Below are 26,444 nucleotides of genomic sequence, written 5' to 3' on the forward strand. Positions count from 1 at the left end.
TCGGTACGGTTTCTATCTATTGTTACCATTGTAACAGCAGGTAAGAAACGACGAACAGGAAAAAAATGAGAAAATGCCAATAGCCGCGTACGCTGAGGCTGCAGCGAGCGGCTATCCACGATAGTCCAGCGGCCGGCGGGCTATTAGAGCCGCCGACTAAAGACGTATAAGAATTGCACCGGCGTCGCCGGGGCAGTAGAGCAAGCGATCCATTCCCGGGCAGCCGGATGGCTTATCGCTGTGCAGTCGCGTTGTTCCCTCCGATGGACAGCGTCAAGGCGAAGTCGAAGATTTCTTGATAGCGCTTCGACAGCGAAGTCGGGGATACGTCGTATCTTTCCGCCAGCTCCGTCATCGTTCCGCCATTGAAGAAGAATTCGATTGCCGCTGCATAGACGCCTGGCTTGCGATATACAGGCTGTGTCTTGGCTGCGTACTGATTCCACAACACAAGGGCAAAATACAGCGTGTCCGGTTCATATCGGCCTTCCATATTGGCGATCAGATCAACGGCCAGTTCACGGTGCGATTCATTGCTCCAGGTCATCGCCTGAATCAATTCCTGTATATCTACCGTCGTCGGGTCGAAGTTGCTTCCGCGCGCAGCGGCCGCCTCATCCTTTCCCAAACAACAGCGTTTGTACTTCTGTCCGCTGCCGCAATGACATAGGTCGTTTCTGCCTAATTTCGTCACAGCTATCGTCTCCTAAACTATCTATGTTGTCTCTCTATTATAGAAAGAAATTGCTGATCTGACAAAAGAATAGTGTAAAGGTTGTTTAAGATAACCGCAGCAAGCGGCTAAGGTCTTAACTTTAAGGAAGAATAAGCCATATTATAGACAGATTATGTGCGATACGAGTAAGATGGGAGCGAGTTGGAGTCGTGTCAAATTGGCAGTGAAAGGAGGAGCAACAGGTGCCGCAGTTATGGATAAAAGGCGTGTCCGCCGAGCAGCTGAGGCCGGTCAGCACCGCGTTGATCGATGAGCTTGCCGACATATGCGCTTGCGGAAGGGATAACTTCACGATCGACGTGCTTCAGACCATATCGGTCTACGACGGCCAGATCGTAGAAGCGTATCCTTTCGTGGAGGTCGCTTGGTTCGAGCGCGGACAAGCGGTTCGGGACAGGTTCGCGGAGGCGCTTACGAAGCATATGCTGGCCGCCGGTGCAGCCGAAGTAGAGGTTGCTTTCAAGGTGTATCAAGAAGAGGCCTACTACATCAACGGCCGCCCTTGCAGCAGCTAGATTAAAGCGTAGGGGGAGGGCGTGCCTTATCGGCCGCCCTTTCGTTGCGTTGTAATGCAACAATCAAATTAGCGGTTGACGCCTTTTGGAAATGCATGTTAAGATATCCACTAAATTCAAGCATTACCCACTACAAATGCCGATGAAGGCGAAGGAGGTACGGAAAATGAGCCAATTTGCGAATCGTGATGAACGAAGCAGAGAGCAGATGATACATGTGCAGCAACATGATTCCGTACGCATTTACCCAAGCGGCAGGAACAGCTTTGCCATACCGTTACGAAGGCGTCCGTCTGGCTGGAAGACAGCCCGATCGGCATTCGTATAGCAATCACGGTAGGTAGGGCTGCGATGTTTCGCAGTCTTTTTCTTTTCCTTCGGGCAGGCCGATCAGGGGCTGACCAGATAGCGGGAGAAAAAGGCGCGGGATGAAGCAGTCTTTTTTTATCCCAATAAACGAAAGGAGTGATCTCGATGAAGCCAATGGTACGCGCAAGTCTGCAGCCGATATTCGGCTATGAACATGATAGATCCGATCTAGGCCGGCAGCCGCTTGCTAGTCCTGCCCTTTTCTTCGGCCCATGGGATTTACCGTCGATCTCATCGATGGATCCATGGCGTTCGTTTGTTGGAAGATCCAACAGGCGCGAGTCGAAGTTAGGTTGCGCAGGCAAGCTTAGGCTGCCGGATCATGAGCATCACCACCTTACCCGGGAAGCGGTATGAGGGGTGTGCTATGAACCGGCAGCTTTTTTTATTCAGCTGATTGGTTTGCGTTCGCGATCGAAAGATTGGAAATGCAGCATTCAGTGCACGAGAACAAGGAGGGTAAGTAAATGAATGGGAATGTAAAACGCCATGGCAACAACCATCACGAGGTTCAACTGGACCATGGCGCGCTGCACGTGTTTGCAAGCGATGAGCTGTTCTCGGCTTTCGATGCCAAAGTGTACGAGATGGCGGACAACAATTTGCGTATTCCGCGCAACGTGTACATGGGTTACACGCCTGACGTCCATGTCGGCGTCGGAACTTGTATCGGGACGACCGCGGTATGGCGGGCTCGCGACGGATTCGTATCGCCGTCGATCGTGGGCGTCGACATCGGCTGCGGGATGCGCGTCCACTTGACGCCGCTGCACAAGCGCGATATTCAAGACCCGGCCGTGCGCCGTCAACTGATTGAAGCGATCGAGCGCTACGTTCCGACGAACGAACGGACGAATTCTCACTACGCGGATATCGATATTATGGAGGTCGTGAAGCATGGGTTGCGCGGCTTGCCGGACAAATACGTGCTGGATGCGCGTTGGCTGACGCATGTGGAAGAAGCGACGTTCAAATTCGACCATGCGTTCTTGAGCGAGCTGCCGGCCAAAATCCGCAAGAATGCGCATGGCCAGCTCGGGACGCTCGGGAGCGGGAATCACTTTATCGAGCTGCAGACGCTGGAACTAGCCGAAGAAGCGCGTTCGACCGCGGAACAGTGGGGTTTGTTCGACGGGCAGGCGGTGGTGATGATCCATTCCGGTTCCCGGGCATGGGGGGCGATGCTCGGACGGGAATTTACCAAGTCGCTGAAGGAGACGATGCATCTGTGGGGTATCGAGAATCCCGACCCGAATCTCATCTATGCCCCGGCGGTCAGCCAAGAAGGGAAGACGTACTTCAACTTGATGTACTCGGCGCTCAACTTTGCGGTCGCCAACCGGCATATGATCGCGTTCGGCGTGCGCCAGGCGCTCAAGGACGTGTTCGGGGAGGACTTCGAACTGCCGGTGCTCTACGACTTGATGCACAACTACGCGCTGAAGGAGTTTCACCGCAATGAGGCGATGATCGTCCACCGCAAAGGCGCAACGCGCGCGCTTCCGCCGGGACACTTCATGAACGCGCCTGCTTACAAATCTACCGGGCATCCGGCGCTCATTCCGGGTTCGATGGGCACAAGCTCCTACATTATGGTCGGGCGCGAGGCCGGAGCGAAAAACTTCTACTCGATCTGCCATGGCGCCGGACGCGCCCGTTCGCGCCGCGCGACGAAGGAACTTGTCACGGTCGATCAATTCGCGCAATCGCTCAAGGTCGGCACCGAAGACGAGATTCTCGTGAATCACCGCTCGCTCGCGGCGATCCTCGATGAATGCCCGCAAGCGTACAAGGACGTCGATCAGATTATCGATAGCGTGACGGGAGCGGGTCTAGCGGAAGTCGTCGCCAAATGCAAGCCGATGGCGGCGATCAAAGGAATTTAACAAAAAAAGCGTCATATTCTCTTCTATCTTTCGAATAAATCTGCTTGTGGAACGTGTTTGTTGTCAGCCGCCGGAATAGATTGTAGGAAGAGGATGTACGCATCCTTGATCAGGTGAGGAGGGAATCACATGAAGAAGCAAGCATCCGCATGGACTGAGCTTACGTTTCAAAATGTGAGCGAGCATGGCATGTCGACCGAAGATGTGCTGAGCAGAATGATTCGCTTCATCTCCCAGGATCCGCGAACCGCCTATCACTTTGTCATCGGCACAGATAGCCAAGTGTTCCGCGGCTACACCAAATTCGTCACCGGTCTGGTGCTGCACCGTCCGGGCAAAGGGGCATGGGCTTGTTACCGGGTGGTCGTCGTGCCGCGGGAGATGATGAGCCTGAAGGAAAAGCTGTCTTACGAGACGACGCTGTCGCAGGAGCTCGCGAGTCAATTCGAAGGCGATCTCTTAAGCAGGATGGAGGAGCCGCTGTTGCCGTATTTGTATCAAGGCGCCTCGTTGGAATTATTCATTGATATCGATGCGGGAACGGAGCCGGTCGTGAACAAAACGTCGCTGTACGTACAGGAGATGGTGGATCGGGTGGAGGCGACCGGGATATTCCTGGCGCGCGTCAAACCGGAATCGTTCGCCGCATCCTCGTACGCGAACCGATTCACGAAACGGCCTGTCCGGAAGGTGATGTAAAGCGATGCGCGCGTGTGGTCTAGGAAGGTCGCGGATCTGGGGAGCAGTTGTCCAGAACGCGGCCTTTATGTTTTTTGCGTAGCGTCTTCCGATTCGGTTATGCTTGAATGCGGGTAATTGGGCGCACAAGAGGGAATATTAGGCGCAATAGGCGTTAGAGAAGCGGAGGAATGCGTATGATCGGTGCGGATCGGATAAGCGCCAATCTTACCTTACATACGGACAAATATCAGATCAATATGATGTACGCGCACTGGCTGCACGGCACGATGAATCAGCAGGCGGTCTTCGAGTTGTCGTTCCGCAAGCTGCCGTTCGGCAACGGATATGCCGTCGTCGCCGGGTTGGAACGCGTCGTCCAGTTCATCAAGCAGCTGCGTTTCACCGAGGAGGAGATCGCCTACCTGCGCGAGCAGGAGGAGAATTACGACGAAGCCTTCCTCTCGGAGCTCGAGTCGCTGCGTTTTACCGGAGACATCGATGCGATGCCGGAAGGAACGCTGGCCTTCCCGAACGAGCCGCTGCTGCGGGTGAGGGCGCGGATCGCGGAGGCGCAGCTGGTCGAGACGGCGATCTTGAACTTCATCAACTTCCAGACGCTGATCGCGACCAAGGCGGCGCGGGTGAAGCAAGCGGCGCCGAATGACGTGCTGATGGAATTCGGCACGCGGCGTGCGCAAGAGGGCGATGCCGCGATATGGGGCGCGCGTGCGGCCTATGTGGCCGGCTTCGACGCGACCTCGAATATGCGGGCCGGGATGTTGTTCGGCATACCGACCAAAGGTACGCATGCGCATTCGTGGGTGCAGAGCCACAGTACGGAACTCGAGGCATTCGAGCGGTATGCCGAAGCGCTGCCAGACCAGGTGACGCTGCTCGTCGACACGTATGATACGCTCAGAAGCGGTGTGCCGAACGCGATTAAGGTCGGCCTGTCGCTCGCTGCCAAGGGCAAACGGATGAGCGCGATCCGCCTCGACAGCGGGGACTTGGCCTACCTGTCGAAGCAGGCGCGCGTCATGCTCGATGAAGCGGGGCTTACGGACGTGAAGATCGTCGCCTCGAACGATCTGGACGAGAATCTGATCTTCAACCTGAAGGCGCAGGGGGCCAAGATCGACAGCTGGGGCGTCGGGACGAAGCTGATCACCGCAGCCGATCAGCCGGCGCTAGGCGGCGTATATAAGCTTGTGGCGATTGAGCGGGATCAACGGATGGAGCCGGTCATCAAGATTTCGTCCAACCCGGAGAAGGTATCGACGCCGGGGGTGAAGGACGTTTACCGGCTCGTCAATCTTGCAAGCGGCAAGGCGGAAGCCGATTATCTCGCGTTCGAGGACGAGGAGAATGTGCGCGCCGGCGCGGAGCTGGAGCTTTTTGACCCGGCGCATCCTTATTTGAATAAGCGGATTAGCGATTACGAAGCGATCCCGCTGCTCGTTCCCATCTTCCAAGGCGGCGAATGCGTGTATGAGCTGCCTACGCTGCAGGCCATCCGCTCGCATCATACGCGGCAGCTGGAACTGTTCTGGCCCGAATATTTGCGCAAGCTCAACCCGGAAGGGTATCCGGTTGACTTGAGCCCTGCCGTATGGGAGAAGAAAATGGATCTGATCAAGCGCTATAAGGACAAGCGCTAGCAGGCAAACTAAAAACGCACGGATACGCTTTTATAGAGCGCCGTGCGTTTTTGACATGCGATAGAAGAATGGGATTATTGCTGGGCAAGGAATGTGTCGAGCGATTGATTGGAGGCGGTAATAACGCTTGCCATGTAGACGCCAACGTAACGGACATGCCAAGGCTCATAGGAATAGCCCGTCTGTTTCTCCAGGCCTTTGCCGTAATGGATAATGAAGCCGTACTTCGGCGCGTTCTTCGCCAGCCATTTGCCTTCCTTCGTATCCCCGAAGCTCTGCTCCAGCTCATAATTAACCGATGCGCTCGAAATATCCATCGCAAGGCCTGTCTGATGCTCGCTTTGACCGGGGCGCGCGCTCGTCTGATTCGCCACTTTCTCGCCTTTGAGCTTCACGTTGCGGTCGAAGATCGCCTTCTGCGTCGCGTACGAGCGGTAGCCGGAGACGGCTTTAATCGAGATCCCGTCCTTCTTGGCCGCCGCGAACAATTTCTCGAGCGCCTCAGCCGCGATCTTGCGCATCTGCTTCTTCGGGCTGTCGCCCGAGAAGGAGAACGGGACGTTCACTTTGACCAGATCGGCCGGTACATAATTCGATGGCAGATTGCGTGTCTTATTGACGAGCACAAGCGTGCTCAGTTTATTGATGACGATATTCGCGCCGCTGGTCGATTTGGTAATCGTGCGGCTCGCCGCGTTACTATATAGGAAGGACGAGCTGGCTGAAGCGGCGTGCGCAGCAGGATAAGTGGCCGCTGTCGTCAGGGAAGCGCCGATGAGCAGAGCTGCGATCAGTTTGCGTGATTGTCGGAAGTTCATGCTGTCATCTCCTTTTAATCGTTCTTTACCCGATTATAGAGAATAAATCTATCAACCTCTTATCCGACTTGTTTCGATCGTGTAAACTTTTAAGCGTAGAATGATAAATGAAAGAGGTATCGCATGATGTACGAGACTTATATTTTCGATTTATATGGAACGCTGATAGACATTGTAACAGACGAAGAGAGTCCGGAGGTATGGGAACGTCTGGCGGTGCATTTCCGCTATAGCGGCATGCAGGTAGGACCGGAGGAGCTAAAGAGCGCGGTGGCCGAAGAGATTGGGCGCCAGCTGGAGGCAGGCAGGGCACGGGCGGAGCATCCGGAGTTTGCCTATGAACAGGTTTTTGCCGCGTTGGCGCAGCAATGGGGGAGAGAGGTTTCGGCAGAATGGCTGCATGAGACGGTGCGCTGGTTCCGTATTCTATCCATGCGCAAGCTTGCCTTATATGACGGGGCGCTCGAGCTGCTGCAGTCGCTGAGACAGCAAGGCAAGAAGCTGTATCTGCTCTCGAACGGGCAGAAGACGTTCATCGAAGCCGAACTTACGATCTTGGGGATCAAGGATCTGTTCGACGGGCTTGCCATCTCGTCGGAAGCGGGCGTATGCAAGCCGGATCCGTTGTTCTACCTTTACCTGGAGGAGCAATACGGGGCAGATCTATCTTCGGCGATTATGATCGGCAACGATCCGCGGACCGATATGGAAGGCGCGCACCGGATCGGGATCGACGCTTGCTATATTCATTCGGAGTCATCGCCGGAAGGTATTGCATTCTCCTGCCGCTATGAGCTATGGGATGGGGATTTGCGCAAGGTGCCGGGAAGCGGGCTGTGACGGAAGGTGCAAGGTTAGGAGAGGAGGCTGCCAAGCTGGAGTTGGCGGCCTCTTGTCGTTGCGCTAAGTCGAAGGCGATTTCTGGAAGGCGCGATAGCGTAACTGAATATGCTTGAGCTGGCTCATGCCCCATTTCATGAAGACGGCAAGCAGGATGTAGATCGGGAAGGAGTAGATATGCTTCCAGTGGTGCGGGTTGTAGATGTGGAGCCAGATCAGGAACGGTTCTGCCAAGAAAGCCGCGCCGCAAGCAACGATAAGATGGGCAAGCAGATAGTGCCTCCATTGGCCGAACCATTGATAGACGAGCGCATACGTAATGGGCAGCAAAGAAACGTCGATCGGTATTAACCGGTTGAAGAGCGGGACCAGCTTGTACGAATAGCTCCAGATATGAAGCTCCGTTCCGATGGCGTCGAGCATCGTCGTGATGTAGGACAGAATCGCTGCGAACAGCAGCAGCTCGAAGAATCGGGTTTTATCCACCGCGACAAGCCATACAGCGATCGATACGACGAAGATTACGAGCAGGAACCACCATTGGGCGGAGAGCACTTCGACCTGCAGCCAATGATGAAGCCGAAGCTGCGTTGTAGCTTGCTGCGCAAGATCGATGGCATTGCCTTCATGCTCGATTCTAGCCATACGCATCACCTCCTGTAAGTTGTAAGCGTTATTGTCAGTTTTTCCGTAAACGCAGGAAGCTCATTCTTGATAGGCGGATGTAGTAACAATTGGCATTGGGGAAAAATCAAACGTTCGTCCCCTTCCATACGCACAGGTTCGTACGCCTCTCGGTACATATGGTATTGCGAGGTGAATGCTATGAATCGCAAAAATTACAAGAGCAGCACGATCCGAGGCAAACTTCGCGTATGCCGTTACCTGCAAGGCAGCAAAACGCTCGCGAGCCTTGTCCCGCGTACGGCTGCGCTCACGTTAGCCGGCCTTAAAACCATGTCGCAAACCCATGCTTCCTTATATATTAAGCCTGATGTCGGTTCGCTTGGCATTGGCATATTTAAGTTAAATCGTCTTGCGCAGGGCTTCGAGCTTCTGGGTACGCGCCGCCGTCAGACGACCCGCCGGGAATTTGCCACGGTCCAGGAGGTCTATCGGCATCTGAAAGCGGCCGCGAAAGGCCGAATGATCGTACAGGCGGCGATCAGGCTCGATAAGGCCGGTAACAGCCCATACGATATGCGTGTCATGATGCAGCGCAAGCCCAAAGGCAATTGGACGTGCACCGGCGCCTTCGTCAAGGTCGGGAAGCCGGGGAAGATCGTGACCAACTTTTATCAGGGCGGACAAATCATTACGCTGCGCGAGCTTTGGCAGCGCAAGGGGCTAGGCGAGGGGCACGCTGCGGGACGCACGAGACGGCTGGAGGAGAAAGCGCTCGCGGTATCCCGGCTGCTCAGCAGCAAGAAGAGAGGCATGCACGAGATGGGCATCGATTTTGCCTATGATCGCAAGGGGAAACTGTGGGTTCTTGAGGTCAACTCCAATCATCCGCAATACCACCCTCTCCGGCAGGTCGACGAGGTAGCTTATAACCGCATGCGTTCGTTCGCCAAGAGCTACGGCCGTTTATCTGACAAATGAACATGGAATGAAATGCGTTTGCGCCATCAAAGACGGCGAAAGCCGTTTCACCTTGCGGTCCGCAATCGCGCTGGGCTACAATGGCTCTATGGAAGTGACGAACGTAAAGTGAGGCGCAAGCGCGATGAAGGAAGCGGAACATAGCAAGATCGAGGACCAGCAAGCTGAACTGATGCGTGAGAATGAAAGACTGAGGCAAGAGAACGGGGAACTGCTGGAGGAGGGCGTAAGGCTGCGTGAAGAGAATGAGCGGCTGCGTCAGGAGACGGTGAAGCTTAGGGGCGTTATTCGTTCCCGCGTCCAAGAGACGATGTCCAGCCGTCTGAAGGATGCGCTAAGGGAGTAGCAAGCGAGCTTGGCTGGCTTAAAGGCGCGCCGCCGCAAGATTTCCGGAAGGATCGTCCATTTGCGGGTGGCATCGGATGTGAAAAAACGCTACAATATGAGCAGTACATGTAAATGAGGTGATCTCATGTCAGAAGAACAAGTAACCCCTGAAGTAAGCCAGGAAGAAACGATTCAAGAACCTAAGAAGGTCTCCCTTGCCGAGGCGGTCAAGCAGAAGCTTGCCCAGAAGAAGCAGGAGCAGAGCAACGGCGGCAAGCAGAAGTTCGGCCAAGGCGGCAATCAAGCCGTCATGAAGAGCCAGAACACGAAGAAAGTTAACAATCAGCGCAAGAAAATGGGTGTCTAAAACATCTGAACCGGGGGCCGTGAGCTTCCGGTTTTTTAATTTTAAAATCCGCATTGCCAAATTACGAACACATGTTCTATAATTGGTAAAAATATGGTCTAGTTTTCCGATGCAGGAAATAAACTGGTCCACGTGGAAAATAAATGGATATAACGCAGAGTATGGAGATGACAACGATGGTGACGGTGACAGAAGCTTTTGTAGACTCGATCGCGCTTAATGCGAGCGCGGCTAAGAATGGCCGCGACCTCGTCAAGAAGAATAGTTTCACGCTGCTGAACCGTTCGGAGGATGGATCGCTTCTGTTCGGCGAATGCAAGGGCAGCGGCAAGGAACCGTACCGCTGTTCGGCTGACTTCGCCAAGCCGGAGAGTCCCGTGTACCGCTGTTCCTGCCCGAGCAGGCAGTTCCCGTGCAAGCATGTCGTCGGATTGCTGTTCGCTTATGCGCAAGGTAAGGAGTTCGCGGTCGCGCCGATTCCTGACGATATTGCGGACAAGCGGGAGAAGGCCGAGAAACGGGAAGAGAAGCGGCAGACCGAGGCGGAACAGATTGCTGACGGGACGGCGGCTCCCGCCAAGCGGAAAGTCAACAAGTCGGCTTTGGTGAAGAAGCTGGCCGCGCAGCAGGAAGGGGCCGCAATTCTCGAGAAGCTGGTGTTGCAGCTTGTGCAGAACGGCATTGCTTCCGTAGATGCGGGCATGTTGCGGCTCATGAAGGAGCAGGCCAAGCAACTGGGAGGCTTCTACGTGCCAGGCTTCCAAGCGGCCGTACTCGAGCTGTCCGAGTTGCTCAGCGCGCCAACGGAGCGGGAACAGGTGTATACCGAGGTCATGGATCGATTGACTGTTCTTCACACGCTTATGAAGCGGAGCAAGGACTATCTGGCCGCGCGGGCAGCCGATCCCGAGCTGCCGATGGAGACGGCAACGTCGCTAGAGGAACGGATCGGGCATGCATGGCAGCTAACCGAACTGCGTGAGCTGGGGCACTCGGTGCAAGATGTCGAGCTGATTCAGCTTGGATTCCTGTCCTATGCCGATACGGCGCGCGGAGAGTATGTGGATGAGGGCTACTGGCTTTCGCTGAAGGATGGCGCATCCTATACGACCAAGAATCTCCGGCCGTTCCGGGCGGCGAAGTTTATTAAGGAAGAGGATAGTTGCTTCCAGGTGATGCAAGTGAAAGAACTGTTCATCTATCCCGGAGACCTCAATCCTCGGGTACGTTTCGAGGAGTCGGTGATGCGCGAGACGAGCGCGAGCGACACGGCTGCGGCATACGCGCATGCCAAGCCGACGCTTGCGGAGACCGTTAAACTGGTGAAGAATCAGCTGAAGAACCCGCTTGCGGACAGACAGCCATGGCAGTTGGTCAAGTTCAAGACGATTGGTACGACGACCGAAGGCGTCTGTTATATGGAGGATGAACAAGGGACACGGATTGCGCTAGCCGATCTGCCGTCGCTCGGCTGCAAGACCACGCATTTGTTCGAGCTGCTCTCGCCCGATCAGCTGGAGAACGCAGCGGCACTCGTGCTGTTCGAGCATGACCTGGCAAGCTCCCGTCTGCTCGCTCAGCCGATTTCTATCATCACCCCCCGCCAAATCATCCGGTTGCTATATTAATTGTTGCCAAGCGGTCTGAACATAGTAGAGGAGACTTCAAACGATGAGTATCGCTATTCTATCCGATTTACATAACGAGGTGCGCAGACTTTTCATCGCGGGCAGCGGCCTGGCAGAGGGAGACCCGCGTCTTCGCAGGCTTCAGCCGCAGCTAGCGAAGCTAGGCGAAGGATCGCCGGTGTTCAAGCGGTTGGCCGATTACGTCTCTCAGGTGATTGAGGCAAGCGGCGATAAGGCGGCTGTGCCTTTGCTTGCGCTCGGCAGCCTGCTTCATTCGATTATGTATACGCAAGGCAAGAGCGACGCGGCAGGCGATCCGGTTCCGCTCGTGCCGCTAGGGTGCGCGTCAGTGTCGCAGCCTGCTTCTTACCGCAAGCTGGCGCCTCTATTGGAGGCGCTCACGACGCGGGGAAGCGGACGAGTTGCGGTCATCCGCAGCGGAGCTGAGGAGGGCGTGTTTCAAGATTTCAGGACGTACCTGCCGGCTGTCGACGGGTTGGAGGACGTTCCCGAGATTGCGGATTATATCGCCGATCACGTCATGCCGGCCATTGGCAAGCCGATCGTGCCGATCGTTAAGCGGAAACTTAACCTGCAAGGCAACAAGGGCGATGGACGGAAGCTGCGCGTATTGTACGCCATTGCGGGAGACGCGGAGCTCGGCACGGTGGAACTGGCAGCCAGAGAGGGCTCTGCCGATGTGCGTATTGCAGCGCTCGGCCTGCTCGCCGGACATCCCGACTATTTGCCTCTGCTGCTGGAGCTCTCGGCCGACGGGCGGAAGGAAGTTCGGCGCGCGGCTTATGAGGCGCTGGCGGGCAGCGCAAGCGAAGCGAGCGTGAGCCGGTTGTTCGAGGCGTTCACCGGCAAGGATCAGGAGGCTGCCGTGCAAGCGGTGCAAGCTTGCCAGGATGAGCGGCTGACTGCTCTTGTGGTGGATTACGGCTTCGGCCTTCTTCAGGAGCTGGAGGAGAAATCGCAGACGGCCGATCAAGCCGAAGGCGACGACAAAGCCAAGGCGGTGAAGAAGCGGGATACCGTTCTGACGCATCTGGACTATACCTTGAAGGCGCTGCACGGCAAGAAGGGGCAGAACGTCTATCAGTTGCTCTGCGCCGTGCAGATGAGCAAACCGTTTATCGCGTTCTCGCAAGCCTATATACGCGAATATCCGGTACGCCTGCTGCTTGAACTGGAGATGCCGAAAGCGGATCGTTTCGTCCTCGAATTAAAGGATAGCTTCGAGAAACGCTTCATCGGTTACAGTCTGATCGCTGCGACACGTTGCTTGTCAGCGTATGAAGTATACGACCGCTTTGCCCCGGAACTGGCCAAGAAGTCTTCCGGCTCGGCGAAACTGCTGGCGCATACCATGGAAGGGCTGCTGCCGCGTGTGGAACATGCGGTATTCGGCAGAGCCGAGAGCGGCTATGACGAATATGCCGATACTCGTCCAGTCGAGCTCCCGGAAGCATTCCGTGACCTAAGATGGCTGAAGCAGCTAGTCAGCTCCGATCAGATTTCGCTCGTCGCTCCGTTCTTGCTGGCATCGCCTAATGATTCAGAGGCGGTTGCCTACGTTGCCGACAAGCTGATGCAAGTGCACAAGGTCAGAGAACCGCTCGATTATGCGGAGCAGCTATTGCTAACCCTGCTGGTCGCCGGGTATCCGGATATCCCGCGTCTGCTGGTTCACTTGACCTCTTATGCGAAAATGTATAATTCGTACTCCGAGCGGTTCGTGTCCTTGCTAGGTCTGCTGCCGGCTTCCTATGCGCAGCAGGTAGAAGAGAACGCGAAGTCCTTGCACACGTACTACAAGACGAGAGTCACGCAAGCTATAGAACGCATGAAACAAAACGACTATGCCGAATTTCCGGCATATAAAGGAGCGGAACAAATCGCATGGCTCAAGCAGCAACTAACGCGTTAAGATTACCGGCCGAGGTACTATATGCGCACGAGCTGGAAGCATTGAAGGAAACGGACAAGGCGCCTCGCCCTGCGGGCTGGCAGCTGTCCCCGCGCGCCGTCCTGACATTCATTACAGGAGGCACGGCAGGCGGCGTCACCATAACGCCGAAGTATATCGGTCATTCGAGACTAGTTGAGATCGCGATCGCCACGCTGCTGACCGACCGGGCGCTGCTCCTGATCGGCGAGCCGGGAACGGCCAAGTCGTGGCTGTCGGAGAATTTGACGGCGGCGATTCATGGCAGCTCCTCGAAGGTGATTCAGGGGACAGCCGGCACGACGGAGGAGCAGATCCGCTATTCCTGGAACTATGCGATGCTTCTCGCGAATGGGCCTTCCGAACAGGCGCTCATTAAGAGCCCGATCTATCGTGCGATGGAAGAGGGCGGCATTGCGCGCTTCGAGGAGATTTCCCGCTGCGCGTCCGAGGTTCAAGATGCACTCATCTCGATCCTCTCGGAGAAGACGATCTCCGTGCCCGAGCTGGGCCAGGAGTTGTCCGCGTCCAAAGGCTTCTCGATTATCGCGACGGCGAACACGCGCGACCGCGGCGTGAACGAGATGTCCTCCGCATTGAAGCGCCGCTTCAACAGCATTGTGCTGCCCGCGCCTGCCGATCTGGAGACGGAGCTGGATATCGTCCGCAGACGCGTGCGCGAACTGTCGAATAGCTATGAGATCGGCGCAGCGCTTCCAGCGGACGATACGATCCGCAAGGTAGTCACCATCTTCCGCGAGCTGCGCCTGGGCACGACGCTCGACAGCAAGGAAAAGGTGAAGGCGCCAAGCGGCGTCATCTCGACGGCAGAGGCGATCTCGCTGCTCACGGGCAGCATGGCGCTGGCGGCAAGCTTCGGCAGCGGCGAAGTGGAAGAGGGCGATCTGGCTGCCGGCTTGCAAGGGGCGATCGTGAAGGACGAAGAGAAGGATCGGCTTGTATGGAAAGATTACCTCGAGAACGTGATGAAGAAGCGGGGATCGGAATGGCGTCCACTGTACAATGCATGCCGGGAGATGAACGGTTGATTAGCGGCGGCGAGGGCCATGTGCACCTATTTGGCGTTCGGCACTTGTCGCCGGCGGGCGCGTATCATCTGCGGACCCTGCTCGATCAGGTGAAGCCGTCGGTCGTGCTGGTAGAAGGCCCCTCCGATGCAACCGAGTGGATCAGTCAGCTGAGTGCCAAAGGCGTTGTGCCTCCAGTCGCTTTGATGGCGTATACGGAGAGTTTGCCGGTGCGAACGCTGCTGTATCCGTTCGCTTCGTATTCGCCCGAATACGAAGCATTCCGCTGGGCTGCGGCTAACGGTGCGGACGCGGCATTCATCGATCTGCCGTCGGATATTTCCGTGACGCTGTATGAGTACCGGAAACAGGCTTTGCTGGAGCGGCAAGAGAGCGAGCAAGCGGATGAGGTGCTGCAGGCAGCCCGGGAAGAGGCATTCGAGAGCAAGCGCCAATATTACACGCGTCAGCATCAGCTCTATGAGCAGATTGCGCAGCTTGCGGGTGAGCAGAATTACGAGAGTTACTGGGAGCGGCACTTTGAGCACGATGGCAAGATGGAAGGGTATCGTCACGAGATTACGGAACTATCTTGGCAGATGCGCCGTCTGCTGGAGGACGATGAACGGAAGGCAGATCCGATCGAATCGGCCGTGAACGAAGTGCGCGAAAGCTATATGCGGCTAGAGATCAGCCGCCGTCTGGCAGCCGGGATACCGCCCGAGAAGATCGTTGTCGTTACCGGTGCGCACCATGTAAGCGGACTTGACGGTTCGCTTGCGCCGATGACCGAACAGGAGCTGGCGAAGCTGCCGCGGACGCCGACGAAGCGGACGCTCATGCCTTATTCGTACTATAAGCTGTCGAGCCAATCCGGTTACGGTGCGGGCAACCCGGCACCGGCTTATTTTGAGCTTATGTGGGACTGTCTGCAAGACGGGGCGCTGGATAACCTGCCGTCCCTCTACTTGTCCCATATTGCCCAGCGTCTTCGCGAGCAGGGTACCTATCGCTCGACGGCCTCGGTCATTGAAGGGGTCCGGCTTGCGCAGACGCTGGCTTCCTTGCGGGGGAGCAACCAGCCGATCCTAGAGGACTTACGCGATGCGGCAGTCGTTACGCTCGGTTACGGGGAGCGGTCCGTCGTCGCTGAAGCGATGGTCCGCACCGAGATCGGCACTTCGATCGGGTTCCTGCCGGAGGGGATCAGCCAGACGCCGATCCAGGATGACTTGAATCGTCAGTTGAAGCGATTGAAGCTTACGAAATACAAGTCGGCTGTCGCCACCGATCTGGAGCTGGACCTGCGCGAGAACCGGAGAGTAAAGACGAAGGAACTCGCCTATCAGGATCTCGAGCGTTCCATACTGCTGCATCGTCTGGAGCTGCTGGGGGTATCCTTCGCCAGTCGCCGGACACTGCGGTCCGATGCGCCGGCTTGGTCCGAGCATTGGGTGCTGCAGTGGACCCCGGAGGCGGAGATTCAGCTGATCGAGTCTACGCTTAAAGGCGAGACAATCGAATGGGCAGCCGCTTATGCGATTCGGGAGCGGCTTGCTGGTTGCGCGGATGTCGCGGAAGCCGCCAAGCTGGTGCGCCTGTCGTGCGACTGCGGATTAACGGCATGCATGGAAGAAGCGCGAGCCGCGCTGCAACGCTTGTCTGTCGACGGCCAGCAATTCACCGCGTTGGCGCAAGCGGCATTCGAGCTATCGGCGCTTGTTCACTACGGCTCGCTAAGGCGAACGGATACCGAAGTGCTCGTTCCGCTGCTGCAACAGCTGTTCTTCCGTGCCGCCTTGCTGTTGGTCGATGCGGCGGGATGCAGCGATGATGCGGCTACGCAAATGCTAAGCGCGATTCACCAACTTCATACCGTGTCGCAGGACCAGCATGAGCGGATCGACGATGAAGTGTGGCAGCGTCAGCTGTGGGAGCTCGCGTCGCGCGATGACCGGAATGCGCGCCTGTCCGGCTATGCGTTCGCGATTATGCTCGAGCGGCATGCGGTCACGGAGGAAGCTTGCGAACAGGAGGTATCGCGGCGATTGTCGCCCGGGATTCCAGCTGATCTGGGAGCGGGCTGGTTCGAAGGCCTTTCGCTGCGCAATCGTTACGCGCTGCTCTCCCGTCCTTCGCTATGGCGGCAGCTCGACAGCTACATCCAGTCGCTCGAGCCTGAGCAATTCCGCCGCTCGCTCGTATTCCTGCGCCGCTCCTTCGGCGCCTTCGAGCCGAGAGAAAAGGCGGCGGTAGCCGAGCTGCTGGGCGACCTGTGGGGCGCCTCCGCCTCCATGGAGGCGGAGGCGCTGCAAGAGCCGCTGACCGACGATGAGCAGACCGCGATTGCGGCATTGGACGATTTTGACTTTGGAGATTTCTAGTGAAGGATGAGCGAGCAATGACGACTGACCATATGGAACAACGCAGCCGCTGGCGCCTCATCCTCGGGCAGTCGGCTGAGGAAAAGCTGCAACCGCCCGGCAGCGGTCCGTTATTGAATGAGGAGCAGGCGCTGATGGATCAAGCGCTGGCAGCCATCTACGATGGTACGCAAGGGGAAGCTGTTCAAAGCTCGGGCAAGAGCGCTAGTCGGGGCGCAGGACTAGGCAAATCGGCCCCTTCTTTAGCGAAGTGGCTAGGCGACATCCGAACCTTCTTCCCGATGGACGTGGTCTCCGTTATCCAGGCCGATGCGATCGAGCGCAAAGGCTTGAAGGAACTGCTATTCGAACCGGAGACGCTAGCCAAGGTCAAACCGGATATTCGGATGGTGTCCACGCTGCTGTCGCTCAAAGGGCAAATACCGGAGAAAACGAAGGAAACAGCCAGGCAGTTTATTCGTACCGTGGTGGAGGATATTACCCGAAGGCTCGCGACGGATCTCCGCCGGGCCGTGACCGGCGCGATTAACCGCAGGCGACATACGCCGCTGCCCTCCATCAGCGGTATGGATTGGAAGCGGACGATTGACCGTAACCTGAAGCATTATAATCAGGAGCGGAAGACGATCATTCCGGAGCGCTTCTACTTCTTCGACCGCGCAAGACGCAGCAAGGAGTGGACCGTTATTCTCGATATCGACCAGAGCGGCTCGATGGCGGACTCGGTTATTTACGCTTCGGTGATCGGATCGATCTTCGCCTCTATGCCATCCCTCGAGACGAGAGTAGTCGTGTTCGATACCGAGGTCGTCGATTTGACGGAGCAATGCGCGGACGATCCGGTCGATATGCTGTTCGGCATTCAGCTCGGCGGCGGGACGGATATTAACAAATCGGTACAGTATTGCCAGACGTTCATCAAGGAACCGAAGAAATCGCTATTCATTCTGATCTCCGACCTGTATGAAGGGGGCAACCAAGCCCAAATGCTGCGCAGGCTGACCGACATGCACGAAGCCGGCGTTACCGTGATCTGCCTGCTGGCGCTGTCCGACAATGGCGTGCCGTTCTATGATGAGCATAATGCCAAGAAATTGGCTCAGCAAGGCATTCCGTGCTTCGGCTGTACGCCGGATCGTCTCCCGGAGCTGATAGAGGCGGCGCTGAAAGGCCATGACCTAATGACGTTTACCCAAACGGCAGGGAATAAGGCGAAGTAAAACGGAAGATTCGACCGTTTGTTAACGCCCGCAACGGTTAAGGTGTGGAATCATTAACTTAAGCAACGATTAACAGCGCAAGCAGCGCGTTATCGCTTCATTGGCGATGGCACGCTGCTTGTTTGTTGTGCCTCTAATAGCATCTTGTGCAAGGGGAAGATTCGTATATTGCTTCCGGTCCTTTACCTCTGGTAAACTGAAGATACGAGAATATATGTTCGTTTGTTATGAGAGAATGCGAGCGTACATGCAGGAGGATGATGATCATGCCGTCCTTTACCTTTCGAGCTGCAGAATATCCGGCTTTGCCGGGCTGTTACATCATGAAGAGCGAGGATGGCCGCATCCTGTATGTAGGCAAGTCGAAGTCGATTCGCGCCCGTCTGCGCTCTTATTTTCATGGCAATCAGAAGCGGCAGCGGATTACCCAGCTGGTAGAGCAGATTGCTTCGATCGAGGTGATCGTCGTTAATAATGAGCATGAAAGTCTGCTGCTGGAGAATAATTTGATCAAAGTGCACAAGCCGCCGTTCAACCGGGCGCTGAAGAAAGACAACAGCGGCTATGCGTATCTGCAAATGACGGATGAACGGTATCCGCGTCTGGCCGTCTATTACCGTGACCGCAGACAGGCGAAGGCAGAAGCGCATATTAGCCAGCAGCTTGCGTCTACAGCGACTGCATCAGTGGCAGCAGAGGGCATTGCAGAAGAGAATATGGCTTATTTCCCGGCAGCAATGGAGCTGACGGCAGCGGCTGAAGAAGCGGAGGAACGGTTCGGCCCTTTTGCCAGCAGTTATTTTCGCGATCAGCTGCTCTTATTCGTGAATGATCACTATCAGTTGCGGACCTGTGACACGATGCCGAAGAAGGTATGCCTGCTCTATCATCTGAAGCGATGCAGCGGCGTCTGCGAAGGGATGATATCGGAAGAGGATTATCGGTCTTCGGCGCGTGAAGCGGCTTCCCTGCTGCGCAATCAAGGCGAGAAGCTGATCGAGGCGATGCGTGAACGAATGGCGCAGTACGCCGAGCGGCTGGAATTCGAACGTGCGGCACATATGCTGGAGCAGATTCGTATTCTGGAACGGGTACCAGCCAAGCAGATTGTCGACCGCGAGGCCCAAATTAACCAAGATGTCGTTTATTTCGGAGAAGGGACCGTTCTGATCGCGAAAGTGCGCCAAGGCATGCTGCATCAGTTCGAACAGCTGCCTTGGGAGCGAGGGTCAGACGACCGCAGCGGCTGTGACCGATTCTTGATCGAGCGATACGCTGGTTCGCGTCCGGACGAGGTTATTGTGAGCGAGATCGGTGACCAGAAGGCGGTTGCCCGCGCGCTGCGCATACGTGGACAAGCCCCGGTCAGACTAATAGCCGCACCGAAGCGCGGCATCCGTTATGAGTTGATGCAGCTATGCAAGGCCAATTATGAACAGCGGAATGCCCGCAGTGAAAGAATGCAAAGGAGTGACGTATAAGCAAATGGATCCAATCGTGGAATATTGCTTAAGCAGAAGGGCGGCCGTCCTGGAATATCCCTTTGGGCCGGATACGATGGTATTCAAGGTCGGCGGCAAAATGTTCGCGCTCATGCCCGGAGACGGCAGCTCGGTCTCGCTGAAGTGCGACCCTGCCATCGCGGAGAATTTGCGCGAGCAGCATGAAGCCATCACGCCTGGCTACCACCTGAACAAGAAGCATTGGAACACCGTTCATATGGACGGTTCGCTGACGATCGAAGAAGTGCAGGATATGATCGATCATTCATATAAACTCGTCTTCAAGGGGCTTCCGAAGTCGGAACGCTCCCGTATCGAGGATGCGATCCTTCCCTAGGGCGAGGTGCAGGCTGCGGCTTAGGCATCTGCTTGCCGATATGGCTTATGCCTTGCGGCTAATAGTTTCCCGGGCACCAGCCGGGCGGGTCCGAACAGAGCGCTGCGGCGAATTCCGGCGCCTGCTCCGCCAAGTTGTTAAAGTAACTGCTCAGAATATGGTTCCCGCTTACCGATCCGGTCCGGAAGCTGAGCTTTTCTTCCCCTTTGACATGCATATACGTGTACGTTTTGTCGGTGCGCGGCGAGTGGTACAAGAGCGGCGGCAGCTGCGGGACGATATCGAACTCGTTATGGATCCGGACCTGAACCGGCACCGACTTGTTGTACATCTTGACGAAGGCCGGATCTCCCGTGCGCGGCGCGGCGAACGTGTAGACGAGCAGCTGTTGGAAGCTTTGATTCTTCGCAATATCCAGTGCCGCAAGCGTAGCCAACGCGCCGCCGAGACTATGCCCGGTGACGAAGAGCGGTTTCTCGGGCGGGAGCTGATCGAGCAGGGCCATGACCTGTTCTCGCGCAGACATATAGATTTCGGTGAAGCCTCGGTGCGTCGCGCCTGCCCCGGCAACCGGCTTGTATGGGATTTGCTCGGCAATCAGATCCGACACCCAGTCGACCGCAGATCCAGTGCCCCGGAAGGCAAGAATCGCGGCTCGGTCCGATTCGATCACGAAGCCGAACGGTTCCGTAACGCCGTTATAGACCTCCGCCGTGAAGGTGCCGACCGTCTGGTAGGTTCGCGGCAGCATAAACCAGTTCCGAGGGTTGTTGAATTGCGCGTAGGTTTGTCCGCATACCGCAGCCAGGAACAGCGCCGTACGTATATCCATTGCGCCTCTTTCATCCACTGCATGTTCCCTCCTCTAATCGCGCCCCCGCATTCGTTAACGACAAGCGGCCCCTTTATCGGTCTCTTTAGATATAAGGATATAAGCTTAATGCTGCATTCCCGCTCTTACGACCGTGAACGCAAACCCATCCGCTTCCGGAATGAAACTAGCACGACCATTAAAGACGGCATCAGCCGTTTCACCTTGCTCCCATCATATGCGCAGCGCTAGGCATGTGTGCCGTCAGGCAAGGACGTCAACGGCGTTCACAATTAGAGCCAAATCGGCAGGAACGAGAGCCAAATTGGATAAACTTGCTCTTTTGGGCCTCCTCTATAATGGGTGGTGATTAACACGTGTTGACACCAATGAAGGAGTAAGGGAAAGGGGTAAGACGAATGGCAATCGTACAGTTTCCGAAAGATTTCGTATGGGGTGCGGCAACGGCCTCCTTCCAAGTCGAAGGGGCCTATCAAGAGGACGGCAGAGGGATGTCGATCTGGGATACGTTCTCCCGTACGCCAGGCAAAGTGTATCAAGGGGATAACGGCGACGTAGCCTGCGATATGTACCATCTGTATCCGCAAGATGTGAAGCAAATGGCGGACCTTGGCATCAAGTCGTATCGCTTCTCGATTGCGTGGCCGCGCATCATCCCGGACGGATCGGGCGAGGTGAACGAGAAGGGGCTCGCGTTCTATCATAACCTTGTCGACGAGCTGCTGAAGTACGGCATTGAGCCGATGTGCACGCTCTACCATTGGGATTTGCCGCAGGCGCTTCAAGATCAGGGCGGCTGGGACAATCGGGCGACGATCGACCATTTTGTACGGTACGCGGAAGTGATCTTCGAATCGTTCCGGGGCAAAATCAACTGGTTCGCCACGTTCAATGAGCCTTGGTGCTCTTCCTTCCTCTCGAACTACATCGGCGCCCATGCGCCAGGCTACACGGATCTGCAGCTGGCCGTCAATGTGGCGCATAACTTGCTGGTCGCCCATGGCGGAGCGGTCCAGAAGTTCCGTTCCCTTGGCATGGAAGGGCAGATCGGCATCGTGCCGAATACGGAGTGGCAGGAGCCTTACAGCAGCAAGCAAGAGGACATCGACGCTTGCTTCCGCGCTTCCGGCTGGCTGAACGACTGGTTCATCCGTCCGGTCATGACGGGCAAGTATCCGGAGCATCTGCTGACTTGGTTCAAGTCCAAAGGCGCTCAGCCTCGCATCGAAGCCGGCGACATGGAGCTGATTAGCAGCAAGATCGATTTCCTCGGCGTGAATTATTACACCGGCGGCATCGGCCGGTACAAGGAAGGCGAAGGGCTGTTCGACTTCGAGACGGTCGATATGGGCTGGCAGAAGACGGATATCGGCTGGAACTATTACCCGCAAGGCTTGTACAACGTGTTGACCTGGATTCATAAGGAGTTCGGGGACATTCCGATCTACATTACGGAGAACGGAGCTTGCTATAACGACGGGGTTTCCGAGGACGGCAAAGTGCACGATGAGCGCCGCATCACTTACTTGAAGAGCCATCTCGCTCAAGTAGAGCGTGCGATTGCTTCCGGCGTGCCGGTGAAAGGCTACTATTGCTGGTCGCTGATGGACAACTTCGAGTGGGCTTACGGCTACTCGATGCGCTTCGGTCTCATTCATGTCGACTACGACACGCAGAAGCGTACCCCGAAGGACAGCTACAAATGGTACAAAAAAGTCGTCCAGCTTGGCTGGTACGAAGTGTAGGCGGCTATCAAATACGCTCATGCACGCAACGAAAAAGCCGGCAATGCTGATTCCGTCAGCAATGCCGGCTTTTCTCAATTTCACCTCGTATCCAAGCGCGCAGCTATTGGGCTATGCGCAGATTGGATGGTGGGTCAATCACTTTTCCTTACCGTCACATGGATGAATTACGGCGTCCGGTAAAGAGCGAGACGATGAAGAGAATCAGGAACACGAAGAAGAGGACCTTGGCAATGCCGCTCGCGGCGTCTACTACGCCCCCGAATCCGAAAATCGCCGCTACAATCGCAATAATGAAGAAAATCGCTGCCCAACGTAACATGAGCAATCACCATCCCTTTCGTATCGATTTAGATGCGTTAAGCTCAAGTCGCAAGCGGGCAGATCCGATCCTCCAGGTCTCGCGGCTAACGCGTTAACGGTGGATCAGGCTTGTCCGGTTGCCACTGGCTTAACTTCAGAATGAAACGCGCTGCGCTGCCTAGTGGCTAGCGTCGTTTCACCTTGAATTCCAGGCATTTATAAGTTTGACGTTATAAATGTGGGCCCTGGAATTCTTCGGAATGAAACGCGCTGCGCTGCCTAGTGGCTAGCGTCGTTTCACCTTGCTTGTTCGGACTTTAACCGTCTCATCCACCCTTGAAACGAGGGATTCAAAAGAAGTGTGGACGGGTAACCAATGACTAGAGTTTCGAAAGACGAATCGCTTTGAAGGAGAGGGATGCACATGTTCGAAGTGGCAATGTTAATCATCGGTTTATCGGTCGCGGTATTGGTCTTTTTCTTAATTCAAACCTTAAAGAAGGTTCAAACTTCGCTGGATGCGGCGAGCAAGACGCTTACCGAGGTACAATCGGTGGTGCATACCGTTAAAGGCGATGTAAGCGAGATCGTTACAAGCGCTAAACGAATTGCCGATCAGGCGGAAAGCAAGCTGACGGCCATCGATCCGCTGGTCGAATCGGTACGCGAGACAGGCGAGGTGCTGAATGAGGTTGCTACCGTAGCGCACAACTTCTCCTCGATCTGGACGGATAAGCTGAAACAGCGTGCGCAAACCCTCGCTGCCAAACAGGAAGCCCGCAAAGCGGCGAAGGAAGCTGCCGCCTCCCTTGAGCCGGTGCCAAGCCTGGCAATCGACGCTGGACATGACAGCCTTCGTCCGGCGCATTCGATTAGCGTCGAAGGACAAGCCGGCAATGTAAAGTCGAGTTCGCTGTCGTGGCTGGATTGGATGGAGACTGGCGTGAAGGTTGCCCGTGCGATTACCGGGTCCCGCTAGCATATCGCCAAGCGAGCGTAGTAGAATAGAAGGAGAACGTTGTGACCAAGTATTCATGTGAAGCTTAGGAGAATTGAGATGCGCATAGTAGTCGTAGATGATAACCCGATGAACGTGACCGTCGTGCATGAGATTTTGAAGCGCGCGGGATATACGAATATTGTGGCGGCGTCATCTGGAATGGAACTGTTTGGCTTGCTCGGCTTAAGTCCGGACGGGCAGCAGGATACGGATGCGGCAGGCGATGACTACGGAATCGACCTGATTCTGATGGATATGATGATGCCGGGCGTCGACGGCATCTCGGCCTGCCGCGCCATTTATCAGACGGAGCGGCTGCGGGATATCCCGATCATTATGGTTACGGCGATCGGGGATTCCAAGAAGTTGGCCGAGGCGCTGGATGCCGGCGCGATCGATTATGTGACCAAGCCTATCAATCGGATCGAGCTGCTTGCACGGATTCGTGTAGCCTTGCGTCTGAAAGAACAGAAGGACTGGCATAAGGTGCGCGACCGCCGGGTACGCGAGGAGCTTCAGCTCGCGCGCGAGGTGCAGAGCGCTGTCCTCCCGCAACCACTCGTCGAAGAAGGGATTCGGATCGGCGCAATCTTCCGCCCGTCCGAGGAGCTGTCCGGCGATCTGTACGCGTGGCACAAAATCGACGAGCACCGCTACGGTGTCGCCGTCATCGACGCAATGGGACATGGCATATCCTCATCGCTCGTCTGCATGTTCATCGCTTCGGTGTTGAAGGATGCAATGACGAAGCTGGTGGACCCGCAGTTGGTCGCGCTGGAGCTGAATCGCAGGTCGCAGCAATTGCAATTTGCCGACCAGCTCATTCAGTATTATTTTACCGCGCTGTATATGGTCGTGGATGTGAAGCAGCGGCAGGTCGAATACGTGAATGCCGGTCATCCGGCAGGCATGCTCATTCGCGCCGGCGGCGAGGTGGAGACGTTCGCGCAAGGCGGGATTGCAATCGGGATGTTCGATAACATTCAGGTGCAGAAGCATACGGTTCAGATCGGCGAAGGCGACCGGATCGTGCTCGTCACGGACGGCATCTTCGATCTGGTCGGAGCCGAAGAGGATGATGAGGATCAGCTGCAGCAGTTGAAGGCGCTGCTCCAGCCGTATGGCAGCCACATTGCCCAGGATCAGCTCGAGGAAGAGCTGTTCCGCACAGATGATTCCAACCGACAGGACGACCGTTGCTTGGTCGTCGTTGATATTCTGTAGGCCTTTCGTTCAGATGGATTGGTTTGAGCGACCCGAAGGTCGATCAGCATTCCATCAGATGGATTGGTTTGAACGACCCGAAGGTCGATCAGCATTCCATCAGATGGATTGGTTTGAACGACCCGAAGGTCGATCAGCATTCCATCAGATGGATTGGTTTGAGCGACCCGAAGGTCGATCAGCATTCCATCAAGTAAGCAACAAGGCAAGGTACGCAAAAAGGGAGATGTCCATCCGGGTATGAAGGGAAGCGGTTAAGCTTCTCTACCCGACGTGGACATTTCCCTTTTCGTCTTCGGCAGGATCGGATGGCGGACCTGGCCGGCGGCTCCGGCTGCGGCGTTTATCCGTCCTTAGCTTGGTATTGGGCCGTTGCCCGTTCAGAAGATCGCCCGTCCAGCCTTTCTGCCACAGCCACCAATAAATAAGGACCGTGGAGATGACGACGACGGCCGTCGTAACGATGAAGCCGTAAGGTTCCGTAGCCCATGGAATCTTCTCGAAGTTCATCCCCCATAAGGCACCGACCACGGTAGCCGGGGAGAAGAGGGCGGTGAAGATCGTCAGCGTCTTCATGATGTCATTGCCCCGGAAACTGGAGATCGCGTCATCCATCGCGAGCAATGTATCAATCTCCATCGCATAGTGGGTCAGCAGTACGCCGATCCGATCGAGCTTGTATTCGATCCGTTTGAACTCCTCTTGCTCGACGAGCATGTCGAGGAAGGCTTCTTTGGCCGCGCCATGGATCTCGCGGATCGGAATGAACAGGTGGCTCCAATGCAATAGGTCGTATCTGCGTTCGAAAATATTGTTCATGATTCCGGTACGGTTGCGCGTGCGCATGGATCGCTCCAGCTCTCCCAAGCGGGTCTCGAAGCCGTCCAAGCCGGCGTGGAACGTCTCCAGCACGCAGCCGATAATAACGAAGAAGGCTTCCGGCGCGGATTCGCACCGATCCAGCTTGTCCTTCCATGGATCCATCGCCAACCGAACGGAGAGGCGCAGATCATGATGAACGGTAACCAATTTCTTGGCGGTGATCCAGAAGTGGAGCGGGGTAATATCCTCCGAGTCCTCCGAAACTTGGAACAGCAAGGTGCCATGCAGCACCGGCACGCCGCCGTTCAGCTCCGATACGGCAATATGGTTGTGATTGCAGCGCTCGGCCTCTTCGAGCCAATTGCCCAGCTCGGGGAGCTCGTCCTTCAGCTCGTGCCGGAAGCTCTCCCTGAATTCGGAAGCGGAATCGGGCGTCAGCTGGCGCGCCTGGGAAGGCGAGTCTTTGGCCAGAAACGAATATTCGCTTCGCTTGTCAACTTCTGCCCGTGAAGCGGTAGAAGCATGCTTGCTTCGGCGGCTCATCCCTTCGGAGAGCGGACGCTGCAGATGGAGCACATGCCAATCCCACTGGGAAGGGAACCTCAGCATACGATGATTCATAAACGGTGATCCTCCCGATTCGAAAGCCGGTTCATCTCATTTCAA

At 56.0% G+C, this 26,444-nt stretch carries 26 protein-coding genes; 20 read left to right on the forward strand and 6 right to left on the reverse strand.

Annotated features, from left to right (window positions below; genetic code table 11):
* Positions 1 to 232: 232 nt before the first annotated feature.
* Entirely contained in the window at positions 233 to 694 is a 462-nt protein-coding gene (locus FHS18_RS34515; protein WP_343060593.1) for a YecA family protein, read from the reverse strand.
* A gap of 224 nt (positions 695 to 918) precedes the next feature.
* On the opposite strand from FHS18_RS34515, the gene FHS18_RS20130 reads away from it, so the two are divergent.
* From FHS18_RS20130 to FHS18_RS20150, 5 genes are all read left to right on the forward strand, one after another.
* Positions 919 to 1,251, forward strand: a complete 333-nt coding sequence (locus FHS18_RS20130; protein ID WP_183601932.1) for a DUF1904 family protein — start codon at positions 919 to 921, stop codon at positions 1,249 to 1,251.
* Between the two features lie 474 nt (positions 1,252 to 1,725).
* Positions 1,726 to 1,977, forward strand: coding sequence for a hypothetical protein (locus FHS18_RS20135; RefSeq protein WP_183601934.1), 252 nt, complete (start codon positions 1,726 to 1,728; stop codon positions 1,975 to 1,977).
* Positions 1,978 to 2,087: 110 nt separating this feature from the next.
* Positions 2,088 to 3,506 carry an RtcB family protein gene (locus FHS18_RS20140; protein ID WP_183601936.1) on the forward strand — a complete coding sequence of 473 codons (1,419 nt, stop codon included), beginning with the start codon at positions 2,088 to 2,090 and terminating at the stop codon, positions 3,504 to 3,506.
* A gap of 129 nt (positions 3,507 to 3,635) precedes the next feature.
* Positions 3,636 to 4,205 (forward strand): ribonuclease H-like YkuK family protein, encoded by a 570-nt coding sequence (locus FHS18_RS20145; RefSeq protein WP_183601938.1) that lies wholly within the window; start codon positions 3,636 to 3,638, stop codon positions 4,203 to 4,205.
* Positions 4,206 to 4,381: 176 nt separating this feature from the next.
* Positions 4,382 to 5,845: a nicotinate phosphoribosyltransferase gene (locus tag FHS18_RS20150; protein WP_183601940.1), complete on the forward strand. Its 1,464-nt coding sequence runs from the start codon at positions 4,382 to 4,384 to the stop codon at positions 5,843 to 5,845.
* Between the two features lie 74 nt (positions 5,846 to 5,919).
* Here FHS18_RS20150 and FHS18_RS20155 read toward each other — a convergent pair whose 3' ends face one another.
* The gene (locus tag FHS18_RS20155; RefSeq protein ID WP_183601942.1) at positions 5,920 to 6,663 is read right to left on the reverse strand and encodes a M15 family metallopeptidase; all 744 of its coding nucleotides are present in this window, start codon (positions 6,661 to 6,663) and stop codon (positions 5,920 to 5,922) included.
* Positions 6,664 to 6,786: 123 nt separating this feature from the next.
* Between FHS18_RS20155 and FHS18_RS20160 the strand changes: the two genes are divergently transcribed.
* Entirely contained in the window at positions 6,787 to 7,503 is a 717-nt protein-coding gene (locus FHS18_RS20160; protein ID WP_246427792.1) for an HAD family hydrolase, read from the forward strand.
* A gap of 63 nt (positions 7,504 to 7,566) precedes the next feature.
* Here FHS18_RS20160 and FHS18_RS20165 read toward each other — a convergent pair whose 3' ends face one another.
* Positions 7,567 to 8,148, reverse strand: coding sequence for a CBO0543 family protein (locus tag FHS18_RS20165; RefSeq protein WP_183601944.1), 582 nt, complete (start codon positions 8,146 to 8,148; stop codon positions 7,567 to 7,569).
* Positions 8,149 to 8,328: 180 nt separating this feature from the next.
* On the opposite strand from FHS18_RS20165, the gene FHS18_RS20170 reads away from it, so the two are divergent.
* The 10 genes from FHS18_RS20170 (at position 8,329) to FHS18_RS20215 (ending at position 19,852) form a co-directional block, all read left to right on the forward strand.
* Positions 8,329 to 9,108, forward strand: coding sequence for a YheC/YheD family protein (locus tag FHS18_RS20170; protein WP_183601946.1), 780 nt, complete (start codon positions 8,329 to 8,331; stop codon positions 9,106 to 9,108).
* A gap of 124 nt (positions 9,109 to 9,232) precedes the next feature.
* On the forward strand, positions 9,233 to 9,454 hold the full coding sequence (locus tag FHS18_RS20175; protein ID WP_183601948.1) for a hypothetical protein: 222 nt from the start codon (positions 9,233 to 9,235) through the stop codon (positions 9,452 to 9,454).
* 126 nt (positions 9,455 to 9,580) lie between these two features.
* Positions 9,581 to 9,802, forward strand: a complete 222-nt coding sequence (locus FHS18_RS20180; RefSeq protein WP_183601950.1) for a hypothetical protein — start codon at positions 9,581 to 9,583, stop codon at positions 9,800 to 9,802.
* A 176-nt stretch (positions 9,803 to 9,978) separates the two neighbouring features.
* Positions 9,979 to 11,430 (forward strand): SWIM zinc finger family protein, encoded by a 1,452-nt coding sequence (locus tag FHS18_RS20185; protein WP_183601952.1) that lies wholly within the window; start codon positions 9,979 to 9,981, stop codon positions 11,428 to 11,430.
* Positions 11,431 to 11,473: 43 nt separating this feature from the next.
* Complete coding sequence (locus tag FHS18_RS20190) at positions 11,474 to 13,363, forward strand: HEAT repeat domain-containing protein (RefSeq protein ID WP_183601954.1); 1,890 nt, start codon at positions 11,474 to 11,476, stop codon at positions 13,361 to 13,363.
* Positions 13,336 to 14,430: an AAA family ATPase gene (locus tag FHS18_RS20195; RefSeq protein WP_183601956.1), complete on the forward strand. Its 1,095-nt coding sequence runs from the start codon at positions 13,336 to 13,338 to the stop codon at positions 14,428 to 14,430. Before FHS18_RS20190 ends, FHS18_RS20195 begins: the two co-directional genes overlap by 28 nt.
* On the forward strand, positions 14,409 to 16,793 hold the full coding sequence (locus FHS18_RS20200) for a DUF5682 family protein (protein ID WP_183602190.1): 2,385 nt from the start codon (positions 14,409 to 14,411) through the stop codon (positions 16,791 to 16,793). Before FHS18_RS20195 ends, FHS18_RS20200 begins: the two co-directional genes overlap by 22 nt.
* A gap of 17 nt (positions 16,794 to 16,810) precedes the next feature.
* Entirely contained in the window at positions 16,811 to 18,013 is a 1,203-nt protein-coding gene (locus FHS18_RS20205; protein WP_183601958.1) for a VWA domain-containing protein, read from the forward strand.
* A 266-nt stretch (positions 18,014 to 18,279) separates the two neighbouring features.
* Positions 18,280 to 19,494, forward strand: coding sequence for a GIY-YIG nuclease family protein (locus tag FHS18_RS20210; RefSeq protein WP_183601960.1), 1,215 nt, complete (start codon positions 18,280 to 18,282; stop codon positions 19,492 to 19,494).
* Between the two features lie 4 nt (positions 19,495 to 19,498).
* Positions 19,499 to 19,852, forward strand: coding sequence for an MmcQ/YjbR family DNA-binding protein (locus tag FHS18_RS20215; protein WP_183601962.1), 354 nt, complete (start codon positions 19,499 to 19,501; stop codon positions 19,850 to 19,852).
* 58 nt (positions 19,853 to 19,910) lie between these two features.
* On the opposite strand, the gene FHS18_RS20220 is transcribed toward FHS18_RS20215, so the two are convergent.
* Positions 19,911 to 20,702: a lipase family protein gene (locus tag FHS18_RS20220; protein ID WP_343060595.1), complete on the reverse strand. Its 792-nt coding sequence runs from the start codon at positions 20,700 to 20,702 to the stop codon at positions 19,911 to 19,913.
* A 380-nt stretch (positions 20,703 to 21,082) separates the two neighbouring features.
* On the opposite strand from FHS18_RS20220, the gene FHS18_RS20225 reads away from it, so the two are divergent.
* Positions 21,083 to 22,429: a GH1 family beta-glucosidase gene (locus FHS18_RS20225; RefSeq protein WP_183601964.1), complete on the forward strand. Its 1,347-nt coding sequence runs from the start codon at positions 21,083 to 21,085 to the stop codon at positions 22,427 to 22,429.
* Between the two features lie 154 nt (positions 22,430 to 22,583).
* On the opposite strand, the gene FHS18_RS20230 is transcribed toward FHS18_RS20225, so the two are convergent.
* Entirely contained in the window at positions 22,584 to 22,751 is a 168-nt protein-coding gene (locus FHS18_RS20230) for a DUF1328 domain-containing protein (protein ID WP_183601966.1), read from the reverse strand.
* A 405-nt stretch (positions 22,752 to 23,156) separates the two neighbouring features.
* Between FHS18_RS20230 and FHS18_RS20235 the strand changes: the two genes are divergently transcribed.
* The 3 genes from FHS18_RS20235 (at position 23,157) to FHS18_RS20245 (ending at position 25,153) form a co-directional block, all read left to right on the forward strand.
* Positions 23,157 to 23,711: a DUF948 domain-containing protein gene (locus FHS18_RS20235; RefSeq protein WP_183601968.1), complete on the forward strand. Its 555-nt coding sequence runs from the start codon at positions 23,157 to 23,159 to the stop codon at positions 23,709 to 23,711.
* Positions 23,712 to 23,789: 78 nt separating this feature from the next.
* Positions 23,790 to 24,956 (forward strand): PP2C family protein-serine/threonine phosphatase, encoded by a 1,167-nt coding sequence (locus FHS18_RS20240; protein WP_183601970.1) that lies wholly within the window; start codon positions 23,790 to 23,792, stop codon positions 24,954 to 24,956.
* A gap of 23 nt (positions 24,957 to 24,979) precedes the next feature.
* Positions 24,980 to 25,153, forward strand: a complete 174-nt coding sequence (locus FHS18_RS20245) for a hypothetical protein (RefSeq protein ID WP_183601972.1) — start codon at positions 24,980 to 24,982, stop codon at positions 25,151 to 25,153.
* Between the two features lie 67 nt (positions 25,154 to 25,220).
* On the opposite strand, the gene FHS18_RS20250 is transcribed toward FHS18_RS20245, so the two are convergent.
* Positions 25,221 to 26,399 (reverse strand): magnesium transporter CorA family protein, encoded by a 1,179-nt coding sequence (locus FHS18_RS20250; protein ID WP_183601974.1) that lies wholly within the window; start codon positions 26,397 to 26,399, stop codon positions 25,221 to 25,223.
* Positions 26,400 to 26,444 lie beyond the last annotated feature (45 nt).

It is taken from the genome of Paenibacillus phyllosphaerae, assembly GCF_014192105.1.
In the GTDB taxonomy this organism is placed as follows: Bacteria; Bacillota; Bacilli; order Paenibacillales; family Paenibacillaceae; genus Paenibacillus_Z; species Paenibacillus_Z phyllosphaerae.

What these genes read in the sequence shown, in the direction of transcription:
- FHS18_RS20135 (WP_183601934.1), top strand. Translation starts at nt 1,726, where the DNA reads ATGAAGCCAATGGTACGCGCAAGTCTGCAGCCGATATTCGGCTATGAA.
- FHS18_RS20140 (WP_183601936.1), top strand. Translation starts at nt 2,088, where the DNA reads ATGAATGGGAATGTAAAACGCCATGGCAACAACCATCACGAGGTTCAA.
- FHS18_RS20145 (WP_183601938.1), top strand. Translation starts at nt 3,636, where the DNA reads ATGAAGAAGCAAGCATCCGCATGGACTGAGCTTACGTTTCAAAATGTG.
- FHS18_RS20150 (WP_183601940.1), top strand. Translation starts at nt 4,382, where the DNA reads ATGATCGGTGCGGATCGGATAAGCGCCAATCTTACCTTACATACGGAC.
- FHS18_RS20155 (WP_183601942.1), bottom strand. Translation starts at nt 6,663, where the DNA reads ATGAACTTCCGACAATCACGCAAACTGATCGCAGCTCTGCTCATCGGC.
- FHS18_RS20160 (WP_246427792.1), top strand. Translation starts at nt 6,787, where the DNA reads ATGATGTACGAGACTTATATTTTCGATTTATATGGAACGCTGATAGAC.
- FHS18_RS20165 (WP_183601944.1), bottom strand. Translation starts at nt 8,148, where the DNA reads ATGGCTAGAATCGAGCATGAAGGCAATGCCATCGATCTTGCGCAGCAA.
- FHS18_RS20170 (WP_183601946.1), top strand. Translation starts at nt 8,329, where the DNA reads ATGAATCGCAAAAATTACAAGAGCAGCACGATCCGAGGCAAACTTCGC.
- FHS18_RS20175 (WP_183601948.1), top strand. Translation starts at nt 9,233, where the DNA reads ATGAAGGAAGCGGAACATAGCAAGATCGAGGACCAGCAAGCTGAACTG.
- FHS18_RS20180 (WP_183601950.1), top strand. Translation starts at nt 9,581, where the DNA reads ATGTCAGAAGAACAAGTAACCCCTGAAGTAAGCCAGGAAGAAACGATT.
- FHS18_RS20185 (WP_183601952.1), top strand. Translation starts at nt 9,979, where the DNA reads ATGGTGACGGTGACAGAAGCTTTTGTAGACTCGATCGCGCTTAATGCG.
- FHS18_RS20190 (WP_183601954.1), top strand. Translation starts at nt 11,474, where the DNA reads ATGAGTATCGCTATTCTATCCGATTTACATAACGAGGTGCGCAGACTT.
- FHS18_RS20195 (WP_183601956.1), top strand. Translation starts at nt 13,336, where the DNA reads ATGGCTCAAGCAGCAACTAACGCGTTAAGATTACCGGCCGAGGTACTA.
- FHS18_RS20200 (WP_183602190.1), top strand. Translation starts at nt 14,409, where the DNA reads ATGCCGGGAGATGAACGGTTGATTAGCGGCGGCGAGGGCCATGTGCAC.
- FHS18_RS20205 (WP_183601958.1), top strand. Translation starts at nt 16,811, where the DNA reads ATGACGACTGACCATATGGAACAACGCAGCCGCTGGCGCCTCATCCTC.
- FHS18_RS20210 (WP_183601960.1), top strand. Translation starts at nt 18,280, where the DNA reads ATGCCGTCCTTTACCTTTCGAGCTGCAGAATATCCGGCTTTGCCGGGC.
- FHS18_RS20215 (WP_183601962.1), top strand. Translation starts at nt 19,499, where the DNA reads ATGGATCCAATCGTGGAATATTGCTTAAGCAGAAGGGCGGCCGTCCTG.
- FHS18_RS20225 (WP_183601964.1), top strand. Translation starts at nt 21,083, where the DNA reads ATGGCAATCGTACAGTTTCCGAAAGATTTCGTATGGGGTGCGGCAACG.
- FHS18_RS20230 (WP_183601966.1), bottom strand. Translation starts at nt 22,751, where the DNA reads ATGTTACGTTGGGCAGCGATTTTCTTCATTATTGCGATTGTAGCGGCG.
- FHS18_RS20235 (WP_183601968.1), top strand. Translation starts at nt 23,157, where the DNA reads ATGTTCGAAGTGGCAATGTTAATCATCGGTTTATCGGTCGCGGTATTG.
- FHS18_RS20240 (WP_183601970.1), top strand. Translation starts at nt 23,790, where the DNA reads ATGCGCATAGTAGTCGTAGATGATAACCCGATGAACGTGACCGTCGTG.
- FHS18_RS20250 (WP_183601974.1), bottom strand. Translation starts at nt 26,399, where the DNA reads ATGAATCATCGTATGCTGAGGTTCCCTTCCCAGTGGGATTGGCATGTG.